Annotated in this window: 18 protein-coding genes; 11 read left to right on the top strand and 7 right to left on the bottom strand. The window is 61.4% G+C overall.

Annotated features, from left to right (window positions below; genetic code table 11):
* Nucleotides 1-74 precede the first annotated feature (74 nt).
* The 5 genes from PH256_RS10930 to PH256_RS10910 are packed head-to-tail and all read right to left on the bottom strand — an operon-like array spanning nt 75 to nt 3950.
* Nucleotides 75-725, bottom strand: a complete 651-nt coding sequence (locus PH256_RS10930) for an HAD family hydrolase (RefSeq protein ID WP_270914205.1) — start codon at nt 723-725, stop codon at nt 75-77.
* 43 nt (nt 726-768) lie between these two features.
* Nucleotides 769-2169 (bottom strand): PH domain-containing protein, encoded by a 1401-nt coding sequence (locus tag PH256_RS10925; RefSeq protein ID WP_270914204.1) that lies wholly within the window; start codon nt 2167-2169, stop codon nt 769-771.
* Nucleotides 2166-2579, bottom strand: coding sequence for a hypothetical protein (locus PH256_RS10920; protein WP_270914203.1), 414 nt, complete (start codon nt 2577-2579; stop codon nt 2166-2168). The genes PH256_RS10925 and PH256_RS10920 overlap by 4 nt, the downstream gene beginning before the upstream one ends.
* 38 nt (nt 2580-2617) lie before the next feature.
* Nucleotides 2618-3283, bottom strand: a complete 666-nt coding sequence (locus PH256_RS10915; RefSeq protein WP_087183062.1) for a potassium channel family protein — start codon at nt 3281-3283, stop codon at nt 2618-2620.
* Between the two features lie 31 nt (nt 3284-3314).
* A complete protein-coding gene (locus PH256_RS10910; RefSeq protein WP_270914202.1) occupies nt 3315-3950 on the bottom strand; it encodes a potassium channel family protein in 636 nt (211 codons plus the stop codon).
* 235 nt (nt 3951-4185) lie between these two features.
* Here PH256_RS10910 and PH256_RS10905 point away from each other — a divergent pair, with 235 nt between their 5' ends.
* Together PH256_RS10905 and PH256_RS10900 are read left to right on the top strand one after the other, a co-directional pair.
* Nucleotides 4186-5007 carry an undecaprenyl-diphosphate phosphatase gene (locus PH256_RS10905; protein WP_270914201.1) on the top strand — a complete coding sequence of 274 codons (822 nt, stop codon included), beginning with the start codon at nt 4186-4188 and terminating at the stop codon, nt 5005-5007.
* 105 nt (nt 5008-5112) lie between these two features.
* Nucleotides 5113-6243 (top strand): DUF362 domain-containing protein, encoded by a 1131-nt coding sequence (locus tag PH256_RS10900; RefSeq protein WP_087183065.1) that lies wholly within the window; start codon nt 5113-5115, stop codon nt 6241-6243.
* A 151-nt stretch (nt 6244-6394) separates the two neighbouring features.
* Here PH256_RS10900 and PH256_RS10895 read toward each other — a convergent pair whose 3' ends face one another.
* The gene (locus tag PH256_RS10895) at nt 6395-7279 is read right to left on the bottom strand and encodes a helix-turn-helix transcriptional regulator (RefSeq protein WP_270914200.1); all 885 of its coding nucleotides are present in this window, start codon (nt 7277-7279) and stop codon (nt 6395-6397) included.
* A 225-nt stretch (nt 7280-7504) separates the two neighbouring features.
* Between PH256_RS10895 and PH256_RS10890 the strand changes: the two genes are divergently transcribed.
* Entirely contained in the window at nt 7505-9511 is a 2007-nt protein-coding gene (locus tag PH256_RS10890) for an FAD-binding protein (RefSeq protein WP_270914199.1), read from the top strand.
* 72 nt (nt 9512-9583) lie between these two features.
* On the opposite strand, the gene PH256_RS10885 is transcribed toward PH256_RS10890, so the two are convergent.
* On the bottom strand, nt 9584-10366 hold the full coding sequence (locus PH256_RS10885) for a hypothetical protein (protein WP_270914198.1): 783 nt from the start codon (nt 10364-10366) through the stop codon (nt 9584-9586).
* A gap of 171 nt (nt 10367-10537) precedes the next feature.
* On the opposite strand from PH256_RS10885, the gene PH256_RS10880 reads away from it, so the two are divergent.
* From PH256_RS10880 to PH256_RS10845, 8 genes are all read left to right on the top strand, one after another.
* A complete protein-coding gene (locus PH256_RS10880; RefSeq protein ID WP_270914197.1) occupies nt 10538-11836 on the top strand; it encodes a M18 family aminopeptidase in 1299 nt (432 codons plus the stop codon).
* Complete coding sequence (locus PH256_RS10875; protein ID WP_270914196.1) at nt 11833-12537, top strand: DNA alkylation repair protein; 705 nt, start codon at nt 11833-11835, stop codon at nt 12535-12537. The genes PH256_RS10880 and PH256_RS10875 overlap by 4 nt, the downstream gene beginning before the upstream one ends.
* Nucleotides 12530-13471, top strand: coding sequence for a tRNA glutamyl-Q(34) synthetase GluQRS (gene gluQRS / locus PH256_RS10870; RefSeq protein WP_270914195.1), 942 nt, complete (start codon nt 12530-12532; stop codon nt 13469-13471). The genes PH256_RS10875 and gluQRS overlap by 8 nt, the downstream gene beginning before the upstream one ends.
* A 277-nt stretch (nt 13472-13748) precedes the next feature.
* Nucleotides 13749-14534 carry an ABC transporter permease gene (locus PH256_RS10865; RefSeq protein ID WP_270914193.1) on the top strand — a complete coding sequence of 262 codons (786 nt, stop codon included), beginning with the start codon at nt 13749-13751 and terminating at the stop codon, nt 14532-14534.
* Entirely contained in the window at nt 14510-15301 is a 792-nt protein-coding gene (locus tag PH256_RS10860; protein WP_087182558.1) for an ABC transporter ATP-binding protein, read from the top strand. Before PH256_RS10865 ends, PH256_RS10860 begins: the two co-directional genes overlap by 25 nt.
* Nucleotides 15302-15407: 106 nt before the next feature.
* Nucleotides 15408-16472: an ABC transporter substrate-binding protein gene (locus PH256_RS10855; RefSeq protein WP_087183073.1), complete on the top strand. Its 1065-nt coding sequence runs from the start codon at nt 15408-15410 to the stop codon at nt 16470-16472.
* A gap of 133 nt (nt 16473-16605) precedes the next feature.
* The gene (locus PH256_RS10850) at nt 16606-18183 is read left to right on the top strand and encodes a sensor histidine kinase (RefSeq protein ID WP_270914192.1); all 1578 of its coding nucleotides are present in this window, start codon (nt 16606-16608) and stop codon (nt 18181-18183) included.
* A complete protein-coding gene (locus PH256_RS10845) occupies nt 18180-18854 on the top strand; it encodes a response regulator transcription factor (protein ID WP_087183075.1) in 675 nt (224 codons plus the stop codon). The genes PH256_RS10850 and PH256_RS10845 overlap by 4 nt, the downstream gene beginning before the upstream one ends.
* Nucleotides 18855-18867 lie beyond the last annotated feature (13 nt).

The raw sequence follows: 18867 nt of genomic DNA, 5'->3' as shown, positions 1-18867 counted from the left end.
TTTAGAAGCCGGGCATGCAGCGCGGCGGGATGTCTGCCTATGTAAAAGAGAAACAGTGCTTTTAGGCAATCCGGTTATTCCAGAATGATCCGCGCCAGCGCGGCGGGGTCGGCGGCAATATGGTTCGCTCCTTCGCCGCGCAGCTCCTCCTCGGTGCGGAAGCCCCAGAGCACGCCGCAGCCCGCGAGACCGCCGTTTTTGGCGGTGCGGATGTCCACGTTGCTGTCGCCCACAAAGAGGGTGGAGGCAGCATCCGCGCCCATGGCAGCCATCAGCTGGTGAAGACCGGTGGGGTCCGGCTTCACCGGAATGCCGGGCAGAGCCCCCTGCACAAAGGTGAAACGGCCGGGGAAATAGTGCTCCAGCACGCCCTTGGCCAGGGGATGGGCCTTGTTGGTGAGTACGCCGAAGACCACGCCAGCGGCCTGCAGGGCATCCAGCAGGGTATCAATACCCGGATAGGGCGCGGTGGCGTCCTCCTTGTGGGCATCGTAGTAGCGGGTGAACTGTTCCAGCGTCCGGGCCAGTCGCTCGGGGCTGCGCTGGTCCGCAGGGGAGAACCGCTCGCAGAGTTTGGGGATGCCGTTGCCCACGAAATAGCGGTATTCGTCCAGCGTGTGGGCGGGCCAGCCGTTTTGGGCACAGACGTATTCGCCTGCGGCAGCCAGGTCCTCCAGCGTATTCAAAAGGGTTCCGTCCAGATCAAAAATCACATAGCGATACAAAGCAAATTCCGCCTCCTTGGCGATGAGAACAGTGATAACACCCTCAGGCCACCAGCCGCAGGTGGTCTGCCGCCAGCTTTTTGATGCTGCGCACCCGGATGCGGCGGCGGCAGGGCAGGTGAATGGTCAGGGTGCAGCGGCCCACCGCCTCCGAGAAGGGGGTCTGCATCCAGGCCAGCGAGAGGTTTGGTGTGAAGACGCACAGCTGATGGCGGCTGAACAGACGGGTGTAGCACACCGCCATAGTGCCGTTGGAGTTGCGGGCCACGCCCTCGGTGAACCAGCCCTCCACCGATGCGGCCGTCAGACCGGCGCAGACGGCCAGCGGGACCAGCAGCAGCGGGGTGAGCTGAGGCATCTTCCACACCGATACCACACACAGCATGCCGCAGAAGGCAAGCATTGCGCCGCTCTTCCACAGAAACTGGGGCCAGCTGCGGTTGGCGGTGATACCCGCCACCGGTCTCGGGGGGATAAACTGAGGCATCAGCGCCTGCAAAAGAGCATCCCGTCCCTTGCCGTAGACCAGAATGGGCAGGTCTGCGCCGGTGTAGCTTCCGGCGCACAGAAACACCGGGTACCGGCGCAGCAGCCGGGAGATGGGGGTGACGCGGATGTCGCAATAGCTCACCGCAGAGGCCAGGATGCGCCGTTCGGTCAGATTGATGCGCCCGCCCTTGGCGAGGATTACACCGCCGCTGCGGCTTACCCGAAAGTTGGCGGTGGCCAGCAGGGAAAAGAACAGGGCGATGCCCCACAGGGTGAAGATCAGGGTGAACAGCCAGGCCACACCGGCGGGCAGAAACAGCTCGGCCAACCGTTCCAGACGGCCCAGGTTGGCCATGGCCAGCGAGCCCAGGTCCACGCCCAGGTTGTTGCCGATCAGATCCTGGGTCTGCCGGGCGCTGAAGACCACCAGAAGCGAGGTGGTGACCAGGTTGGCGCTGAGCATGGTGAAGCGCAGCCGCTCGGCCCCGGTGGGAGCGAAAAAGGAGGAGGCCGACTGCACCGGCATCAGGCATTCCGCCAGCACTGCGGCCTGGCGGCGGGGCAGGAAGAACTGTACCTGGCCGAAGGCGGCGCTGGAGGCGGCAAACAGCCGCACCCGGGTGCAGCCCACCAGCCGCAGATAGATGGGCCGGTCCAGCTGGATGACGGCCAGCTGCGACGGGCGGATCACCTGCTGGCGGTGCCAGAGGATACCCCGGCGCAGGGTGAGCTGACGGTGGGTGAGCAAGAAGCCGCACCGCCGCCAGATGACAAACGAAAAAAGCGCCATCCCCACCAGGATGGCGGCATCCTGCCGCAGAGCCTTGGTCAGGCTGGGCAGGTCGAAGGCAATCAGCGCCTGGAGCATGGGCACCAGGCAGAGGATCAGGCCATAGCGAATGTATTTGACGATAAAAACGATGTGGAAGCGCCCCTGGGCGCGTACAGTGCTCATAGGCTGCCTCCTCCCAGTGCATGAATCAGCGGGCCGGCATCCTCGTCCGAGACCGGGGGCAGGAACAGCACACAGCCACTGGTGTACACCACCAGAAGGCTGCTGTGAGTGAGTGCCAGCAGCGGGGTGCGGATGCGGCAGACACCCGTCACAAACCGGGTGGGAACCCGGCGGCTGGATTTGAACAGAATGCCCCGGCTGATGCGCACCTCACCCAGTGAGACGCTGCCCCGCACGGTGGACAGGTGCAGCGGCACACACACCGCACAGAAAAACAGCCAGACGGCACAAAACAGCACGCCGCCCCAGAAGGTCTGCCAGAAAACAAAGGGGGCCAGCACCGCGCCGGGAAGCAGCAGCCAAAGGGCCACCACCCGGGCGCCGCCGGCACTCGCGGTAAAACGCAGCACGGGTACGGACCTCCTTTGTAAACAGGCGGGAAATGGCGTCAGCCGTTGGCCAGGCCCCAGTCCTGCATCAATTCATGGATCGCGGTGTCCCGCGCGACGCAGAGCACCTTGTCGCCATTCAGGATCTGGGTGTTACCACGTGGAATCAGCAGTTCGCCCGCGCGGGTGATGGCGATGATAACGGCGGATTCCGAAATGGGAATCTGCGCCAGGCTTTTGCCGTTGTACTTGAACCGGTCCGGAATCTGGATCTCGAACACGGTGGCGGTGCCGCCCGCCAGGTTCAGCACCTGCTGGATGGCGGCGGTTTCCACCTCGCGCTCCAGAATGCGGGCCAGGTTATCGGTGCTGGACACAGCAATGTCCACGCCCAGGCGGCGCAGCACCTCGGTGTTTTTGGGGTTGTTGACACGGGCCACGGTCTTTTCCACATGGAAGACCCGCTTTGCAATCTGGCAGGTGATCAGATTCACCTCGTCCCGGCCGGTTACTGCCACCAGAGCCTGGCAGCGGCCGCAGCCCGCGGCCTCCAGATATTCCACGGTGGAGCCGTCGCCCTGGGTCACAGGGATGTCCAGGTCATTGGCCACCTGGTTGCACAGCTTGCGGTCCTTTTCGATCACGATGGGCTGGTGGCCGTGGTCAAGCAGGGTCTTTGCCATGTAGTAGCCCACCTTGCCGCCGCCGACAATCATTACTCTCATAATTGATTCCTCTTCCTTGCTGCTTTGTGCCTCAGTCTGCGATGCGGGCGAAGATGATCTGGTCGCCCTCTTCCAGCACCGGCATGGGCTCCACCGCCAGTTCCACGGTGGTGTCGGCCCGCAATACGCCGTAGAGCAGGTCGCCCTCCGGCGGGCGGATGCGGTTCAGGCTGTGGCCCACGTCCCGCAGGCTCACCGGAACGGTGACAAATGCGGTGGTGGTTGCGCCGATGGTCACACTGCGGGATTCCTGATCGTCCAACAGGCCCAGCAGCATGCTTTCCACCGTCAGGCTGGTGGTGCACACGGTGCGCAGCCCGAACTCCTTGGTGAAGAAGTTCTTCAGGGCGGGGTCGGTCACACGGGTGATGACCCGGGGCACATGAAAGATGTTTTTGGCAATCTGGGCCACCATGATGTTCACACTGTCGTCCGGGGTGGCGATGGCCACCGCGTCACAGGTTTCGATGCCGGCCTGACGAAGGTCGTCGATATCGATGGGAATGCCCACCGCGGCTACGCCGGAAAAATGGTAGCCGTCCACGCCCTCCAGCCGTTGAAGCTCATCCGGGCTGGAATCCATGACCGAGACCTCGTGGCCCATCTGTTCCAGGATACGCACGATATTGGCGCCGGCACGGCCGCAGCCTACAACAAGGATATTCAAGAAAACACCTCTTTTATAGCATAAAAAAATTGAAAAAAACAGCGAGATATGGGCCCGAAGCCCCACGGGCGGCCCACATCCTTCGATTACTCCGATTATACTGTATTTTATCCGGAAAAGGAAGAGCCCAGCAGAAAAAGGGCGTTCTGTTTTGCACTTTCCTGTGGTATACTGTTATGGTACCTGCCGGACCCCCGGCAGGTGACAAATGCCAGAAAACAAGCGAGGCGAAACAATGGAATGGATTAAAACGATCCTGTACGGGATCATTGAAGGGATCACCGAATGGCTGCCGGTGAGCAGCACCGGGCATCTGATCCTGGCGGAAAAGTATCTGAACATGGGATTCGACGAGTCCTTCCTGGAATTGTTCCGGGTGGTGATTCAGCTGGGCGCGATCCTGGCAGTGGTGGTGCTTTTCTTCCCCAAGCTCTGGCCCTTCTGCGCGGATAAGTCGAAGGGATATATCAAGAAAAACACCTGGGTGATGTGGTTCAAGATTGTGGTGGCCACCCTGCCCGCCATGGTGCTGGGCCTTTTACTGGACGACTGGCTGGAGGAGCATCTGTACAACTACATTGTGGTTGCGGCCATGCTGATTCTGTATGGTGTGTTCTTCATCCTCATCGAGAACCGGCACAAAAAGCCCCGCATCCGCAGCATTGACCAGCTTACTTATAAGGATGCGCTGATCATCGGCTTCTGGCAGGTGCTGGCCATGATTCCCGGCACCTCCCGCAGCGGCGCCACCATCGTGGGCGGCCTGCTGCTGGGCGCGAGCCGTCCGGTGGCGGCAGAGTTCACCTTCTTTCTGGCCATCCCGGTCATGTTCGGCGCCAGCGCCCTGAAGGTGGTCAAGTACCTGATGGAGGGCATGGCGTTCACTGGCGAGCAGCTGGTCGTGCTGGGCCTGGGCTGCGCAGTGGCCTTTGTGGTGAGTGTGCTGTCCATCGGCTTCTTGATGAACTTCGTGAAGAAGCACGACTTCAAGGTGTTCGGCTGGTACCGCATCGCTCTGGGCATCGTGGTGCTGGCGGCCGCCCTGCTGGGCCTGTAAGCCGCGGTGGCTGAATCAAAACAAGGAAAGAGAACATCCGGCCGGGGCCGGGTGTTCTCTTTGCGATAAGAGTTTGAAAAGGATGTTTGAACGGAGGAGATTTGCATGGAAAAGGCAAAGGTTTATTTTACCGACCTGCGGGCAAAGCCCGGTATGAACCTGCTGGATAAGCTGCAGAAGCTGATCCGCACTGCGGGCATCGGTCAGATCAATATGGAGGGCAAGTTTGTTGCCATCAAGATTCACTTCGGCGAGCCGGGCAACCTGGCCTACCTGCGCCCCAACTACGCCAAGGCGGTGGCCGACGTGGTCAAGGAGCTGGGCGGCCGCCCCTTCCTGACCGACTGCAACACCCTGTATGTGGGCCGCCGCAAGCATGCGCTGGAGCACATGGACGCCGCCATGGAAAACGGCTTCACTCCCTATTCCACCGGCTGCCAGATCATCATTGCCGACGGTCTGAAGGGTACCGATGAGGCAGAGGTGCCTGTGGAGGGCGGCGAGCACGTGAAGGTGGCAAAGATCGGCCGGGCCATCATGGATGCGGATGTGATCATCAGTCTGAATCACTTCAAGGGCCACGAGAACACCGGCTTCGGCGGTGCGCTGAAGAACCTGGGTATGGGCAGCGGCAGCCGGGCCGGCAAGCTGGAGCAGCACGCCGCAGGCAAGCCCAATGTGGATCAGTCCCTCTGCCGCAAGTGCCATGCCTGCGCCAAGATCTGCGCCCAGGATGCCATCTCCTTCACCGGCGAGGGCGGCACCGCTTATATCGACCACAACAAATGCGCGGGCTGCGGCCGCTGCCTGGCTCACTGCAACTTCGACGCCATCGGCGGCGACTACGACGCAGCGGTGGACGAGCTGAACTGCCGCATTGCCGAGTACGCCAAGGCTGTGGTGCAGAACCGGCCCAACTTCCACATCAATCTGGTGATTGACGTTTCTCCCAACTGCGACTGCCACGGTGAGAACGATCTGCCCATCATCCCGGATGTGGGCATGTTCGCTTCCTTCGATCCGGTGGCTCTGGACCAGGCCTGCGCCGACGCCTGCAACAACATGCCCCCCATCCCCGGCAGCCAGCTGGACGACAACCTGAAGGCTCCCGGCTTCTGCAGCTGCGGCGACCATTTCATCGACTCCGCCCCCATCACCGACTGGCGGGTCTGCACCGAGCATGCCGAAAAGATCGGCGTGGGTACCCGGGAGTATGAACTGGTGGTTGTGAAGTAAAAATACAATCTGTATTTTTTAAGACAGTATTACGAAAAGAAAATGCTCCCTCGCCGGATAAGCCCGGTGGGGGAGCATTTTTGCTTGCGGGAGAACGGGTGCGATGAGGCAGGGAGACCTGGGCGGATTTTTCGGGCCGGGAAAAGCTTGGTCAGGGCTTTTTCTCAATGGCGCTGCGCCTGCCCCTTCGCCAGGCGGCGGGGGAGACGGCGAAGTACTGCCGGAACACGTGGCTGAAGGCGGCGGCGCTGGTGTAGCCGTACTGCTCCGCCAGCTGCTGAATGGTGGCGCTGGAGCGGCAGAGCTCCCGCTCAGCCAGCTTGAGCCGGTAGAGGGTGAGGAACCGGTTGGGCGAGCAGTTCATGGCCTTCTGGAAGCACTTGTACAGGTAACTCTGGGAGACGTGTACCTCTTCACAGAGCCGGTTCACGGTGAACTCGGACGGCTCCATCCGGCGCAGCGCGTCGATGCACCGGTGCACCAGCTGGGCACTGGGGTCGGCCAGGACACGTTCCAGCTCCGGGGCGGCGTTCAGCTGGCTGCGCAGCATGCCCAGCATCAGATGCTCCAGAATCAGATGGGCGGTGAGGTGGGCGCCGGGAGCCTGGGGGTCCAGATGGTCGATCAGGTGATGGGCTGCCTGACTGTGGAATTCATCCAGCACCCCGTGCAGGCAGACCGGGGAGGAGCAGGCGAACAGGGTGGCAAAGTCGGTCTCCATTGCCCGGTCGGCAAAATCGAAATAGGCATAGCCGTATTCCATGGGCTCCTCGCCTGTACCCGACGCGGTGTAGCGCACGAAGGGGGGAACGATCAGCACATCGCCCGGGGTGAGGGAAAACTGCAGCGCACCGGATTCAAACCGCACCTGACCACGGAATAAAAATACCAGTTTGTAGCTTACGCCCACGGTGGTCTTGGCCGGGTGGGGCGGCGTGCTGCGAAACAGCCCCAGATGGCGGATGTCGTACCGGAAGCTTTCCAGTGTGTCGCTCAGTGCGTCCCGCACAATGGGATTCGGCCGGAAGGCCTGCATGGGCCATCACCTCCTTTTTCTTTATGATAACAGGATATTGCCGCAGTTGGGAATGATTTTATTCAGTTTTGGGCTGAAAATCGGATTGTGTTCAAAATTTAACAACTGATATAATCAAAGCACAGTCTGACGGTGGGAAGAACAGCGCCCGCCAAAAGACCAGCGAAACGCGGGGCCCCAACAGCCGCCCCGCCCACAAACAGAAGGAATAACGGAGGAAACCAAATGAAACGCGTGATCGCAATGCTCATGGCGCTCTGCATGGCGGCCAGCCTGGCCGGCTGCGGCAGCACCCAGACCGCTTCGTCCGCCCCGGCTTCCAGCCAGGCCGCCAGCCAGGCTGCCAGCGAGACCGGCACCGAGTACGACGCCACCGAGACCGCCGATGTGGTGATCATCGGTGCAGGCGGCGCGGGCCTGTCCGCCGCCAGCGAAGCCACCGCCAACGGCGCCGAGAAGGTCATCATCCTGGAGGTCACCGGCAAGACCGGCGGCTCTCTGAACTACACCAACGGCAGCATGGCCTGCGCTGAGAGCGTCATCCAGAAGGAGGACGGCGTGGAGGACAGCCAGGAGAGCTTTGTACAGGACATCCTGAAGAACGGCAGCGACTTCGGCGGCAAGCCCAACGAGGCCATGGTGCGCGAGTTTGTGGCCGAGGACATCAACGCCTTCCAGTGGCTGTGGGACAACGGCCTGAGTGAGTACACCTTCAACACCGATGCTGAGGGCAAGCGCGCCGTGTTCGCCCCCGAGCATGCCCTGTACTCCATCCCCCGCACCTATAAGACCAAGGCCAAGGATACCGCCAACTACAAGTCCGCCGCCCACGAGGTGATGGACAAGGTGGTGAAGGCCAACGACAAGATCGAGATCGTTTACAACACCAAGGCCATCGAGCTGCTGGCCAACGACCAGGGCCAGGTGCTCAGCGTGGTGGGCGAGGACCAGAACACCGGCGATCTGACCCGCTTCGATGCCTCCAAGGGCATCATCGTGGCCACCGGCGGCTACTCCGCCAACTCCAAGCTGATGGGCAAGTACGCCGAGAACGGCGCCGACTACCTGATCGGCGGTCCCGCCACCGCGGACGGCAACGGCCTGCTGCTGATGCAGAAGGTGGGCGCTGCTCTGAATGAGGAGAGCATGAGCTACATCCCCACCTTCCCCATGGGCCTGGAAAGCGCCGACAACCCCACCACCGGCACCATCGCCTCCACCTACACCTGGAAGGCCGGCGGCATCGTGGTGAACCAGAACGGCGAGCGCTTCGTGAACGAGTGCGAGTCCAACCCCTCTGTGCGTGAGGTTGCTCTGGAGGAGCAGCCCGGCGCAGTGCAGTACGACATCTACACCGACAAGATCCTGGAGGATCTGCGGGCCAACAAGGGCGCCGGTATGTACGACCTGATGTTCGGCAGCGAGGATTCCATGGGCCACCATGTGCTGCAGGAGGCCTCCAGCCTGGAAGAGCTGGCCGAGAAGATCGGCGTGCCTGCTGAGAACCTGATCGCCACCGTGGACGCCTACAACCAGAGCGTGGAAGAGGGCGGCACCGACGAGTTCGGCCGCAGCTACGACGACAGCCGCGACACCTACAAGCTGGCTGTGAACAAGATCGAGGGCGACCACTTCTACGCCGTGCCCCTGCACGCGCTGTGCGTCATGACCCTGGGCGGCATTACCACCAACGAGCAGATGCAGGTGCTGGACGAGAGCGGGAACGCCATCCCCGGCCTGTACGCCGCCGGTGAGGTCGTGGGCGGCATCTGGGGCAAGTTCGTGTCCGGCGGTACCGGCGTGATGGGCCCCATCACCTTCGGCCGCATCGCTGCTCAGAACGTGATGAAGGGCGAGCTGGCCACCGGCTACACCGTAAAGGCTGCCTCCAATATTCTGGATGAGGAGCTGTTCGTAAAAGAGAAGGCTGCCAGTGACAGCCTGTTCGACATGAGCAGCGCCACCCTGACCGACGGCGACTACACCGCCACCGTGGACGGCCAGGAAGGCCCCATGACCGTGGCTGTGACCATCGCGGACGGCAAGATCGCCTCCGTGGAAGTGACCGAGAACAAGGAGACCGAGGCCATTGCCGGTCCCGCTCTGGAGAAGGTGCCCGCCGCCATTGTGGAGAGCAACTCCCTGGACGTGGATGGCGTTGCCGGTGCCACCCTGTCCTCCAACCGCATCAAGAAGGCGGTTGCCCAGTGCCTGGAGCAGGCCGCGGGCTGATTGCCATCCCATATTGATTGCACAAACAAAAGCAAAGGAGCCGCCCAACCGGGCGGCTCCTTTGTTGTGTATTCAGTTTTCAGCAGCTTCGGTGAAGGTAACCGTCACGGCCACGCCGGTGTCGCAGCCGCTGTCCTGGAAGTTCTGCCAGTCGGTGGGCACCGGGTCGGCGGAATTGTCCCAGCCCAGCCGGGCCAGCAGCGGAATCTCCGCCCCGGAGGAGATGGTGGAGCCGGAGGTCAGCGAGGAATAACTGCACACGCCGGACGCGCTGGTCACGTCCACCGGGCAGGGGATGGCGTAGCACGTTGTGCCGGTTTCCTCCAGGATGATCAGCTCTGCCTGACTGGCGGTGAGCCGCATTGCAAACTCTGCCTGCCCGGCGGCTGGGCCGGTGAGCAGATTGGTCTTTTCCCAGCTGCCGTCCTGGCAGACCCAGAGGTCCGCCACCATGGTGTAGGTGCCGTCGTTCAGCCGGTACTCCCAGAGGGTGAGTTCATTGTCAATGAGGTCCAGCACCTGCCGGGTCTCCTCGCTCACCGGAGCGGCCTGCAGCTGCATGGGTTCCAGGCCCTTTTCGCAGCCGCACAGCCCGGCGGCAAGGGTGAGGGTCAGCACAAGCAGAAGAAGTTTTTTGGGCATAACGGAGTCCTTTCCGGCGCGGCTCAGGTTTTGTCTTTTGCCCAGAAGCGGAAAAAGCTGGTCATCAAAGGAATGTAGGTGACAGCGAACACCGCCCCGGCTGCGCCGATGGCGGGGCAGCAGGATGCCGCAGATGATTCCCACGGAGAACAGGCAGAATTTCACCAGCGCCAGAATCTTCCAGTTGGGAGCACGGCAGTAGTCGTCGGCCAACGCGGAACAGTTTCATACAAGGCACCTCCCAAAGGCCGGATGAAAAGGCGGTCTTTCTACCCTGATTGTATCCAATTTGCTCATGCTTGGCAAGGCTGCATTGACGGGCGGCGGGCTGCCGCCGTATAATCGAAGGCAGATAAATTGCTTTTTCAGAGAGGAATGATTGTTATGGCAATCCATCAGGATCTGTTTGCTTACATCGAAAAGAGCCCTACCCCCTTCCACGCGGTGGCCGAGAGTGCCCGGCGGCTGGAGCAGGCGGGCTTTGCGGCCCTGAATGAGACCGAGAACTGGAGCCTTGTGCCCGGCGGCAAATATTACGTGACCCGCAACCAGTCCAGCCTGATCGCCTTTGTGATGCCCCAGACCGCGGGCGAGGGCTGGCGGATGAGCGCCGCTCACAGCGACAGCCCCTCCTTCAAGGTGAAGGGCGCGAGCCAGCAGGCGGGCTTCACCATGCTGAACACCGAGGGCTACGGCGGCATGATCCGCTCCGCCTGGCTGGACCGGCCGCTGGGCATTGCGGGCCGCGTGCTGGTGAAGACCGAGCGCGGCGTGGAGAGCCGCCTGGTGAACCTGGAGGGCGTGAGCGCGGTGATTCCGCACCTGGCCATCCACTTCGACCGCACTGTGAACGACGGCCACAAGTATGACCTGAAAAAGGACATGCAGGCCATCTTCGCCGGGCCGGATAAAAATGCCTGCTACACCGAGCTTCTGGCCAAGGCCGCGGGCTGCACGCCGGCGGAGATTCTGGGCACCGACCTGCAGCTCTACTGCAAGGACAAGGGTCAGACCGTGGGCGGCGAGGCGGAATTCCTGCTCTGCCCCCGTCTGGACGACCTGGGCTGCGCCTGGGCCACCCTGTGGGGATTCCTGGGGGCTCCGGCCTCCCGCCAGGGTCGGGTCTGGTGCCTGTTCGACAATGAAGAGGTGGGCAGCGGCACCCGGCAGGGTGCCTGCGGCAGCTTTTTGCCGGATGTGCTGGCCCGGGCCGGTCAGGCTCTGGGCGAAAACGAGCAGGATCGCCGCCGCGCGCTGGCAAACAGCCTGCTGCTCAGCGCCGACAACGGCCATGCCATCCATCCGAACTTTGCCGAGATGAGCGATGCGGCCAGCCCGGTGAAGCTGAACGGCGGCGTGGTGCTCAAGTTCAACGCCAGCCAGAAATACACCACCAACGGCGTGACCGGCGCGCTGTTCCACAGCCTGTGCGATACCGCCAAGGTGCCGGTACAGGAATACTACAACCGTCCCGACCTGCCCGGCGGCTCCACCCTGGGCAACCTGCTGGGTGCTCAGGTGAGCGTGCCCATGGCGGACATCGGCCTGCCCCAGCTGGCCATGCACTCCTGCGTGGAGATGACCGGCGTGCAGGATGTTCAGTGGCTGGCAGACGCCTGCGCCGCCTGGTTCCGTGCGGACGTGCGCTGCAACGGCGACGGCTGCTATCAGGTGGCCCTGTGACCGGCGAAACCCGGGCCCGGCTCGCTGCCCAGGCGGACCCGGCCTACCGGGACTTTCAACACAAGCTGATGCCCGGTGTGGAAAACTATCTGGGCGTGCGGCTGCCGCTGCTTCGCAAGGCTGCCGCTCAGCTGGCAAAAGGGGATTGGCCCGCTGAGCTGGCCGCGCCGGACGAGACCTTTGAGGAGGTTCTGCTGCGGGGCATGCTCATCGGCAAGGTGAAAACAGACCCGGCCCGGCGGCTGGAGCTGGTCCGGCAGTTCGTGCCCTGCATCCACAACTGGGCCGTGTGCGACAGCTTCTGCGCCGGTCTGCGGGATGCGAGGATATACAAAGAGGAATATTTCTCTCTGATTCAACAGTACGCCGGTTCGGACCGGGAGTTTGAAGCCCGGTTCGCGGCGGTACTGCTGCTGACCCACTTCAACCAGCCCGAGGAGCTGGACCGGTGCTTTGAAGCGTACCGGCGCATCCGCCAGCCGGACTATTACGCCTGGATGGGCGTGGCCTGGGGCTATTCGGTGTTCGCGGTCACAGATTTTGAGAAGACCATCGCCGCCATGGAGGCGGCCGGGCTGCCGGATGCGGTGTGGAACAAGGCTCTGCAGAAGATGCGGGAAAGCTATCGGATCACACCGGAACAGAAAAACTGGGCGGCGCAGCACAAGCGCGGCCAAAGGGGGAGAAAGCAGCATGATTGAGACCGGGCGGTTTGCCCCCAGCCCCTCCGGGCGGATGCATCTGGGCAACCTGATGTGCAGCCTGCTGGCCTGGCTGAGCGCCAAGCAGGCGGATGGCCGGGTGGTGCTGCGCATTGAGGACCTGGACAAGGCCCGATGCCCCCGGATGTATGCGGACCAGCTGGAGGCGGATCTTTCCTGGCTGGGCCTTGTGTGGGACGAGGGTGGCTCAGGGGGCGGGCCGGATGGCCCCTATTACCAGAGCCAGCGGGATGAGATTTATCATGCCTACTATCAAAAGCTGGAGGAGCAGGGGCTTGTGTACCCCTGCTTTTGCAGCCGTGCCCAGCTGCACGCGGCCAGTGCTCCCCACCGGGAGGACGGTACCCCGGTTTACCCGGGCACCTGTCGCCGGCTGACGGCGGAGCAGCGCCGGGAGAAGGCGGCCCAGCGCAAGCCCGCCATGCGCTTGATCGTGCCGGAGGAGACGGTGGAATTCACCGACGGCCACCTGGGCCCCTATCGGGAAAACCTGAAGACCGACTGCGGTGATTTTGTGCTGCGCCGGTCGGACGGGGTGTACGCCTACCAGCTGGCGGTGGTGGTGGACGACGCGCTGATGGGGGTAACCCAGGTGGTACGGGGAGCGGACCTGCTGGAGAGCACCCCTCGCCAGCTGTACCTCTACCGGCTGCTGGGCCTGCCCGCGCCCCGGTTTTATCACCTGCCGCTGCTGCTGGCAGAGGACGGTCGGCGGCTCTCGAAACGGGACGGGGACGTGAGCCTGGAGCAGCTGCAGAGCCGCTACACCGCGCCCGAAATCATCGGCCGGCTGGCCTTTCTGGCCGGGCTGCTGGACAAACCCGAGCCTGCCCGCCCCGAGGAGCTGCTGGCGGTGTTCGATTGGGACAAGGTACCCCGCACCGACGTGCGTTTGCCCCGGAATTTGTTCTGAAACGGCTTGATAAACTTTTCCCGGCTTACAAAAGAATAACACAGTCCATTGGCCCACCTGTGCAGAGCAAGGTGGGCCTTTTTGTTGTATTTGCCCAAAAACGGGGGCAAAACAGAGGGAAAAACCAAGAAAAGGTATCAAAGAATTTCATACTTGTGGAAACGCCGGCCCCATCCTACAATAAAAACAGAAAAACCGGTCCCATGCCAGCGGTGAGGTGCACGGCCACAGGGCGGGGCAGCGAAAATGAATCTTGAGAAAAAGGAGCTTGTCCGCAATGAAGAAAAGCAAATTGCAGTCGGATACGAAGTGGATGAACCGGTTGTGGCTGTTCATCTCCTTCGCAACGGCAATGGTCCTGTGGTACATACTTTCCATTCTGCCCAGCACCGCCCGCTGCTTCCCCAACGTGGTGGTTGTGCTGCAGCAGATCAAGGTCATGATTGACCGAGGCTGCCTGTTCACCGATATTGCCAGCAGCCTGATCTCGGTGTTCGCAGGTTACGCACTGGGCTTTGTGATCGCTCTTCCGGTGGCCATCCTGATGGCCTGGTACCGGCCGGTGCGCAACATTCTGGAGCCCTGGATTCAGTTCGTGCGGAATATCCCGCCCCTGGCCTATGTTCCGCTGGTGGTGATCGGCGCGGGCGTCGGCCGCAAGCCCCAGATCATCGTCATCACTCTGGCCACCTTCCTCATCATGTGCGTGACCATCTACCAGGGCGTTATCAACATCGACGAGACCCTGATCAAAGCCGCCCGCATTCTGGGCGCATCGGATAAGGACATCTTCATCCGGGTCATTGCCCCGGCCACCCTGCCCTTCATCCTCACCGCCGTCCGCCTGGGCGCCGGCGTTGCTCTGACCACCCTGGTGGCTGCCGAGTCCACCGGCGCCTCCGCTGGCCTGGGCATGCGAATCCGTACCCTGAACAACAGCTTCGAGACCGCTCCCATGCTGCTGTACATCATCATCATCGGCATCATTGGCATCACCATCGAGAAAATCATCAAAACTTTGGAAAGGAAGCTGACGGGATGGCAGGAAAAGAGAGAGATATAAAGGTCAAGATTGAGAATGTGGTCAAGAAATTCAATGGCCGCAACGGCGAAATGGTCGCCCTCAATGGTGTGAACCTGGATATCCATGAAAACGAATTCATCACGGTCGTCGGCCCTTCCGGCTGCGGCAAATCCACTCTTTTGAACATTATTGCAGGCCTGCATGAGCCCACCAGCGGCCGGGTGATCTGCAATGGCAAGGAAGTCCACGGTACCGGCACCGACCGGGGCGTGGTGTTCCAGCAGTATGCTTTGTTCCCCTGGCTCACCGTGAAAAAGAACATCAAGTTCGCGCTGGATATGCGCGGCGTGAAGGGCGAGCAGGCGGAGGCCGAGATCCAGAAATACCTGAAGATGGTGGACCTGGAAAAGTTCGCGGACCACTACCCGAAGGAGCTGTCCGGCGGTATGAAGCAGCGCGTGGCCATCGCCCGTGCCTACGCCGCCAACCCCCAGGTGCTGCTGATGGACGAACCCTTCGGCGCTCTGGACGCCCAGACCCGTACCCAGCTGCAGACCGAGCTGCTGGACACCTGGGAAAAGGAGCAGAAGACCTGCTTCTTCATCACCCATGACGTGGAAGAGGCCATCATCCTGGGCCAGCGCGTGGTTATCATGAGCGCACGCCCCGGCCGCATCAAGGATATCGTGGACATCGACATTCCGTATCCCCGCACTCAGGAGACCAAGATGAGCCCCCGCTTTTTGGAGCTGAAGAACTACATCTGGAGCCAGGTGTATCAGGAGTACCTGGCAGTGCGCAAGTAACAGCAACATGGTACTTATCCGGGCCGTGGGCACAAAACAGCCGGTCCGGACCAATATCCCGGCGAGCCCTTCCGGGTCGCCGAAAACACAACAGGAGGAAACAATCATGAAAAAAGCGTTATCCCTGCTCATCGCGGGCTGCATGGCTCTGAGCATGGCCGCCTGCGGCGGTTCCGGCGCATCCACTGCAACCAGCACCGGCGGCGCTTCTTCCGGCAGCGCTCCCGCTTCCACCGCATCCGAGGCCTCCACCGGCGAGAAGACCAAGGTCGTTGTGGGCTACATGCCCAACTACGGCAGCCTGGCTGAGGTGGTTTCCGCCCAGCACAACGGCTACTTTGAGGAGCAGGGCCTGGAAGTGGAACTGATGGAGTTCGCCGACGGTCCCACCATCATCGCCGCCATGGAATCCGGCAGCGTTCAGGTGGGCTACATCGGCTCCGGCGCACATAAGCTGGCCATTCAGGGTCAGGCCAAGATCTTCTGCATGGCTCATGTGGGCAACGCCGACGCAGTGGTCACCGACGCCTCCAAGGGCATCGAGACCATCGAAGACCTGAAGGGCAAGACCGTTGGTTACTCCTCCGGCACCTCCAGCGAGCAGATTCTGAAGTATGCGCTGGAAGCCCACGGCATGACCATGGACGACATCAAAGCCCAGGAGATGGACGCCTCCGCTCTGGTTACCGCCATGCTGAGCGGCAGCCTGGATGCCTGTGCCGCCTGGAGCCCCATGACCTTCACCATCCAGGAGCAGCTGGGTGACAATTACAAGGTCCTGGCCGACAACATGATGTTCTCCGACCAGTCCGCCGCGGTTTCCAGCTGGATCGTGACCCCCAAGTATGCTGAGGAAAACGCCGACACCATTCTGGCCTTCACCAAGGCTCTGATGAAGGCGAAGGACTTCCGCGCCGATGAAGCCAACTACGAGCAGATCGCCCAGTGGGTAGCTGACCAGACCAAGACCGACTACGAGACCTGCTACCAGCAGCGCGGCGACGCCGAGTGGCAGACCAGCGCCGAGCTGATCGAGTCCATCAACGACGGCAGCATGGAGCAGATGTACAAGGTCCAGCAGGAAGATTTCCTGAAGAACGGCCAGATTGAGGCGGAGGTACCGGTATCCGACTATGTCATGTTCGACAACATGCTGGCCGCTGCCGAATAAAGCCTTTACAAAACGCCCTGTGCGCTTTACACTGAAATAGGAAAAGCGCCCGGATTCCTCCGCGGGACCCGGGCGCTTTTTGGTGTGATTGCTAAAAACGTGTTCGGATAAAAGGAAAGGAGGAGAGCGGCGCATGGTTCTGATTCTGATGGTTTTGCTTTTGGCGGGCAGCGGTGTGCTGCTGGCACTGCGCCGCTCCAAGGAAAGCTGGCTGGTGCTGGGGCAGGTGCTCTCGCTGGATGTGTTTTTGTTGGGAATCCTCACCTACATCGCCAAGAAGGGTGGCATCGGCAACCAGATCGAAACCCTGTTTTATCTGACCAGTGACGTGCGCCGGTTCTTTCAGTACCGGGTGATGACGCTGGGCCAGCTGGGCTTTTTTGTGGCGGTGGGGCGCTATACATTCCCGCCGCTGCTGGTGGCCCTGGCCTTGCATTACAGCCTGAGCCCCCGGCTTCGGCCGCTGCGCAAAAAGGCCTGGGCTTTCTTTTTGCTGCCGGCGCTCACTCTGCTTGTGTATCTGCCGCCGGTGTTCAAGCAGCTGACTCATAACCGGCTGGAGCTGCAGAAGTTCCTGGTACAGGCGAGCCTTGCCTGGATCTGGGCCTATCTGCTGCTGGCCGCAGTCCTGCTCATTTACGAGTATTTCAGCGTCTGCATCTCGTTTTTGAAAAAGCGTTATCTGGCAAAGGCGCTGCTGCCGCTGAGCATGGGGCTGCTGTTTGCCATGTATTGCCCCCAGGACCCGGCGCAGATTTATCTGTTCTACAGCAGCGACTACATGTGGCTTTTGGGAATCTGGTATCTGAACCCCATCCTCTCGCCCAGCCGTTATATCGCGGTGATCGCCATCACCGCCGTGGCGGGCGTTATGTGCTTTTACACCCTGCTGCGCAACACCCGCACCTACATCTCGGAAAATCAGCAGGAGCTGGTGCTGCAGCGTAAATTCGACGCGGCCAATATGGGCGTGAGCGTGTTTGTGCACAGCATGAAGAATCAGCTGCTGGCCAACCGGGTGCTGCACAAGCGCATCAAGGCCGCACTGGCCGAGCCGCAGCCGGATCTGGAAAAGCTGCGGCAATACAGCGCTATGCTGGATGAGACCAACGAGGCGCTTTTGCAGCGGATGGAGGAGCTGTATCAGAGCGTAAAGGCCAAGAGCCTTTATCTGAGCGTGGTGCCCGCCGCTCAGGTGGCGCAGAAGGCCACGGAGCGGTTCCGGCACAAGTATCCGGAGGGCCGGGTGCAGGTGCAGGCGCCGGAGGGGCTGAAGATTCTGGCGGATACCGTGCATCTGGCGGAGGCGCTGTACAACCTGCTTACCAACGGCTGGGAGGCCATGGTGATGGCGGGCTGTACCGGGCCGGACCGGGCGGTACGGCTGAATATCTACAATGAGCGGCTGTACACCGTGATCGAGGTGGCGGACCAGGGGCCCGGCATCTCACAGGAGGAGCAGAAACGCATTTTTGAGCCCTTTTATTCCAGCAAAAATTCCAATCAGAACTGGGGCATGGGCCTTTACTACGTGCGCCAGATCGTGAAGAGCCATCTGGGCCATTTGCGTGTGGAGAGCAAAAAGGGGCAGGGAACACGTTTTCTGATCCTGCTGCCCCGCTATGCCGCCCGATCCGCCGGCACGGACGTGCTGCTGGAGAGCGGTGAACATGAGGAAGTGGTGCTGAACCGGGAAGGAGTGAGGAAATGATCTCGATTTTGATTGCGGAGGACCTGGAGCTTCTGCGGGAGGATATGGCCGAGCTGCTGAACGCCCAGCCGGACATGCAGGTGGTGGGCACAGCGTCCACCGGAGCGAAAATTCTGGAGCTGGCCAAAAACGTAAAGAGCGATGTGGTGCTCATGGACATTGAGATGGAGAGCCTCTCCGCCGGAATTATGGCGGCGGAGGCCATCCGGGATGCGGGCATTGACACCCGCGTGGTCTACCTGACCGCCCACGAGACCGAAAAGACCATCCTCACCGCCATGGCTACCGGCGCGGCGGATTACATTGTAAAGGGCTGCCCGGACGCCGAGCTGCTGGAGCACATCCGCAGCGTGTATGCGGGGCACCCCATGATGGATTCCCGCATCCAGGAGGTGGTGCTGGAGGAATACAACCGGCTGCGCCGCTCGGAAAAGAGCCTGCTTTTTTTCATCAACAACGTATCCCAGCTCACCGCCGCCGAGCGGGAGCTGGTCAAGCTGCTTTTGCAGGACAAAAAGGTCAAGGAGATCGCTGCCATCCGCTGTGTGGAGGTGGTGACCGTGAAGACCCAGATCAAGGGCCTTCTGCACAAGTTCGGATGTTCCCGGACCAAGGAGATCGTCCAGATGATCCGGGAGCTGAATATATCGCATCTGTTTTTGAATGAGTGATTCTCGGAAAGGG

The organism is Allofournierella sp. CML151, from assembly GCF_027853465.1.
Lineage (GTDB): Bacteria > Bacillota > Clostridia > Oscillospirales > Ruminococcaceae > Allofournierella.
This window is presented reverse-complemented; position numbering and strand designations above follow the sequence as displayed.

Coding starts and splice junctions, on each gene's coding strand:
- PH256_RS10900 (WP_087183065.1), top strand. CDS start 5,113: ATGGAAAAGGCAAAGGTTTATTTTACCGACCTGCGGGCAAAGCCCGGT.
- PH256_RS10890 (WP_270914199.1), top strand. CDS start 7,505: ATGAAACGCGTGATCGCAATGCTCATGGCGCTCTGCATGGCGGCCAGC.
- PH256_RS10850 (WP_270914192.1), top strand. CDS start 16,606: ATGGTTCTGATTCTGATGGTTTTGCTTTTGGCGGGCAGCGGTGTGCTG.
- gluQRS (WP_270914195.1), top strand. CDS start 12,530: ATGATTGAGACCGGGCGGTTTGCCCCCAGCCCCTCCGGGCGGATGCAT.
- PH256_RS10865 (WP_270914193.1), top strand. CDS start 13,749: ATGAAGAAAAGCAAATTGCAGTCGGATACGAAGTGGATGAACCGGTTG.
- PH256_RS10925 (WP_270914204.1), bottom strand. CDS start 2,169: ATGAGCACTGTACGCGCCCAGGGGCGCTTCCACATCGTTTTTATCGTC.
- PH256_RS10880 (WP_270914197.1), top strand. CDS start 10,538: ATGGCAATCCATCAGGATCTGTTTGCTTACATCGAAAAGAGCCCTACC.
- PH256_RS10915 (WP_087183062.1), bottom strand. CDS start 3,283: ATGAGAGTAATGATTGTCGGCGGCGGCAAGGTGGGCTACTACATGGCA.
- PH256_RS10860 (WP_087182558.1), top strand. CDS start 14,510: ATGGCAGGAAAAGAGAGAGATATAAAGGTCAAGATTGAGAATGTGGTC.
- PH256_RS10905 (WP_270914201.1), top strand. CDS start 4,186: ATGGAATGGATTAAAACGATCCTGTACGGGATCATTGAAGGGATCACC.
- PH256_RS10895 (WP_270914200.1), bottom strand. CDS start 7,279: ATGCAGGCCTTCCGGCCGAATCCCATTGTGCGGGACGCACTGAGCGAC.
- PH256_RS10845 (WP_087183075.1), top strand. CDS start 18,180: ATGATCTCGATTTTGATTGCGGAGGACCTGGAGCTTCTGCGGGAGGAT.
- PH256_RS10855 (WP_087183073.1), top strand. CDS start 15,408: ATGAAAAAAGCGTTATCCCTGCTCATCGCGGGCTGCATGGCTCTGAGC.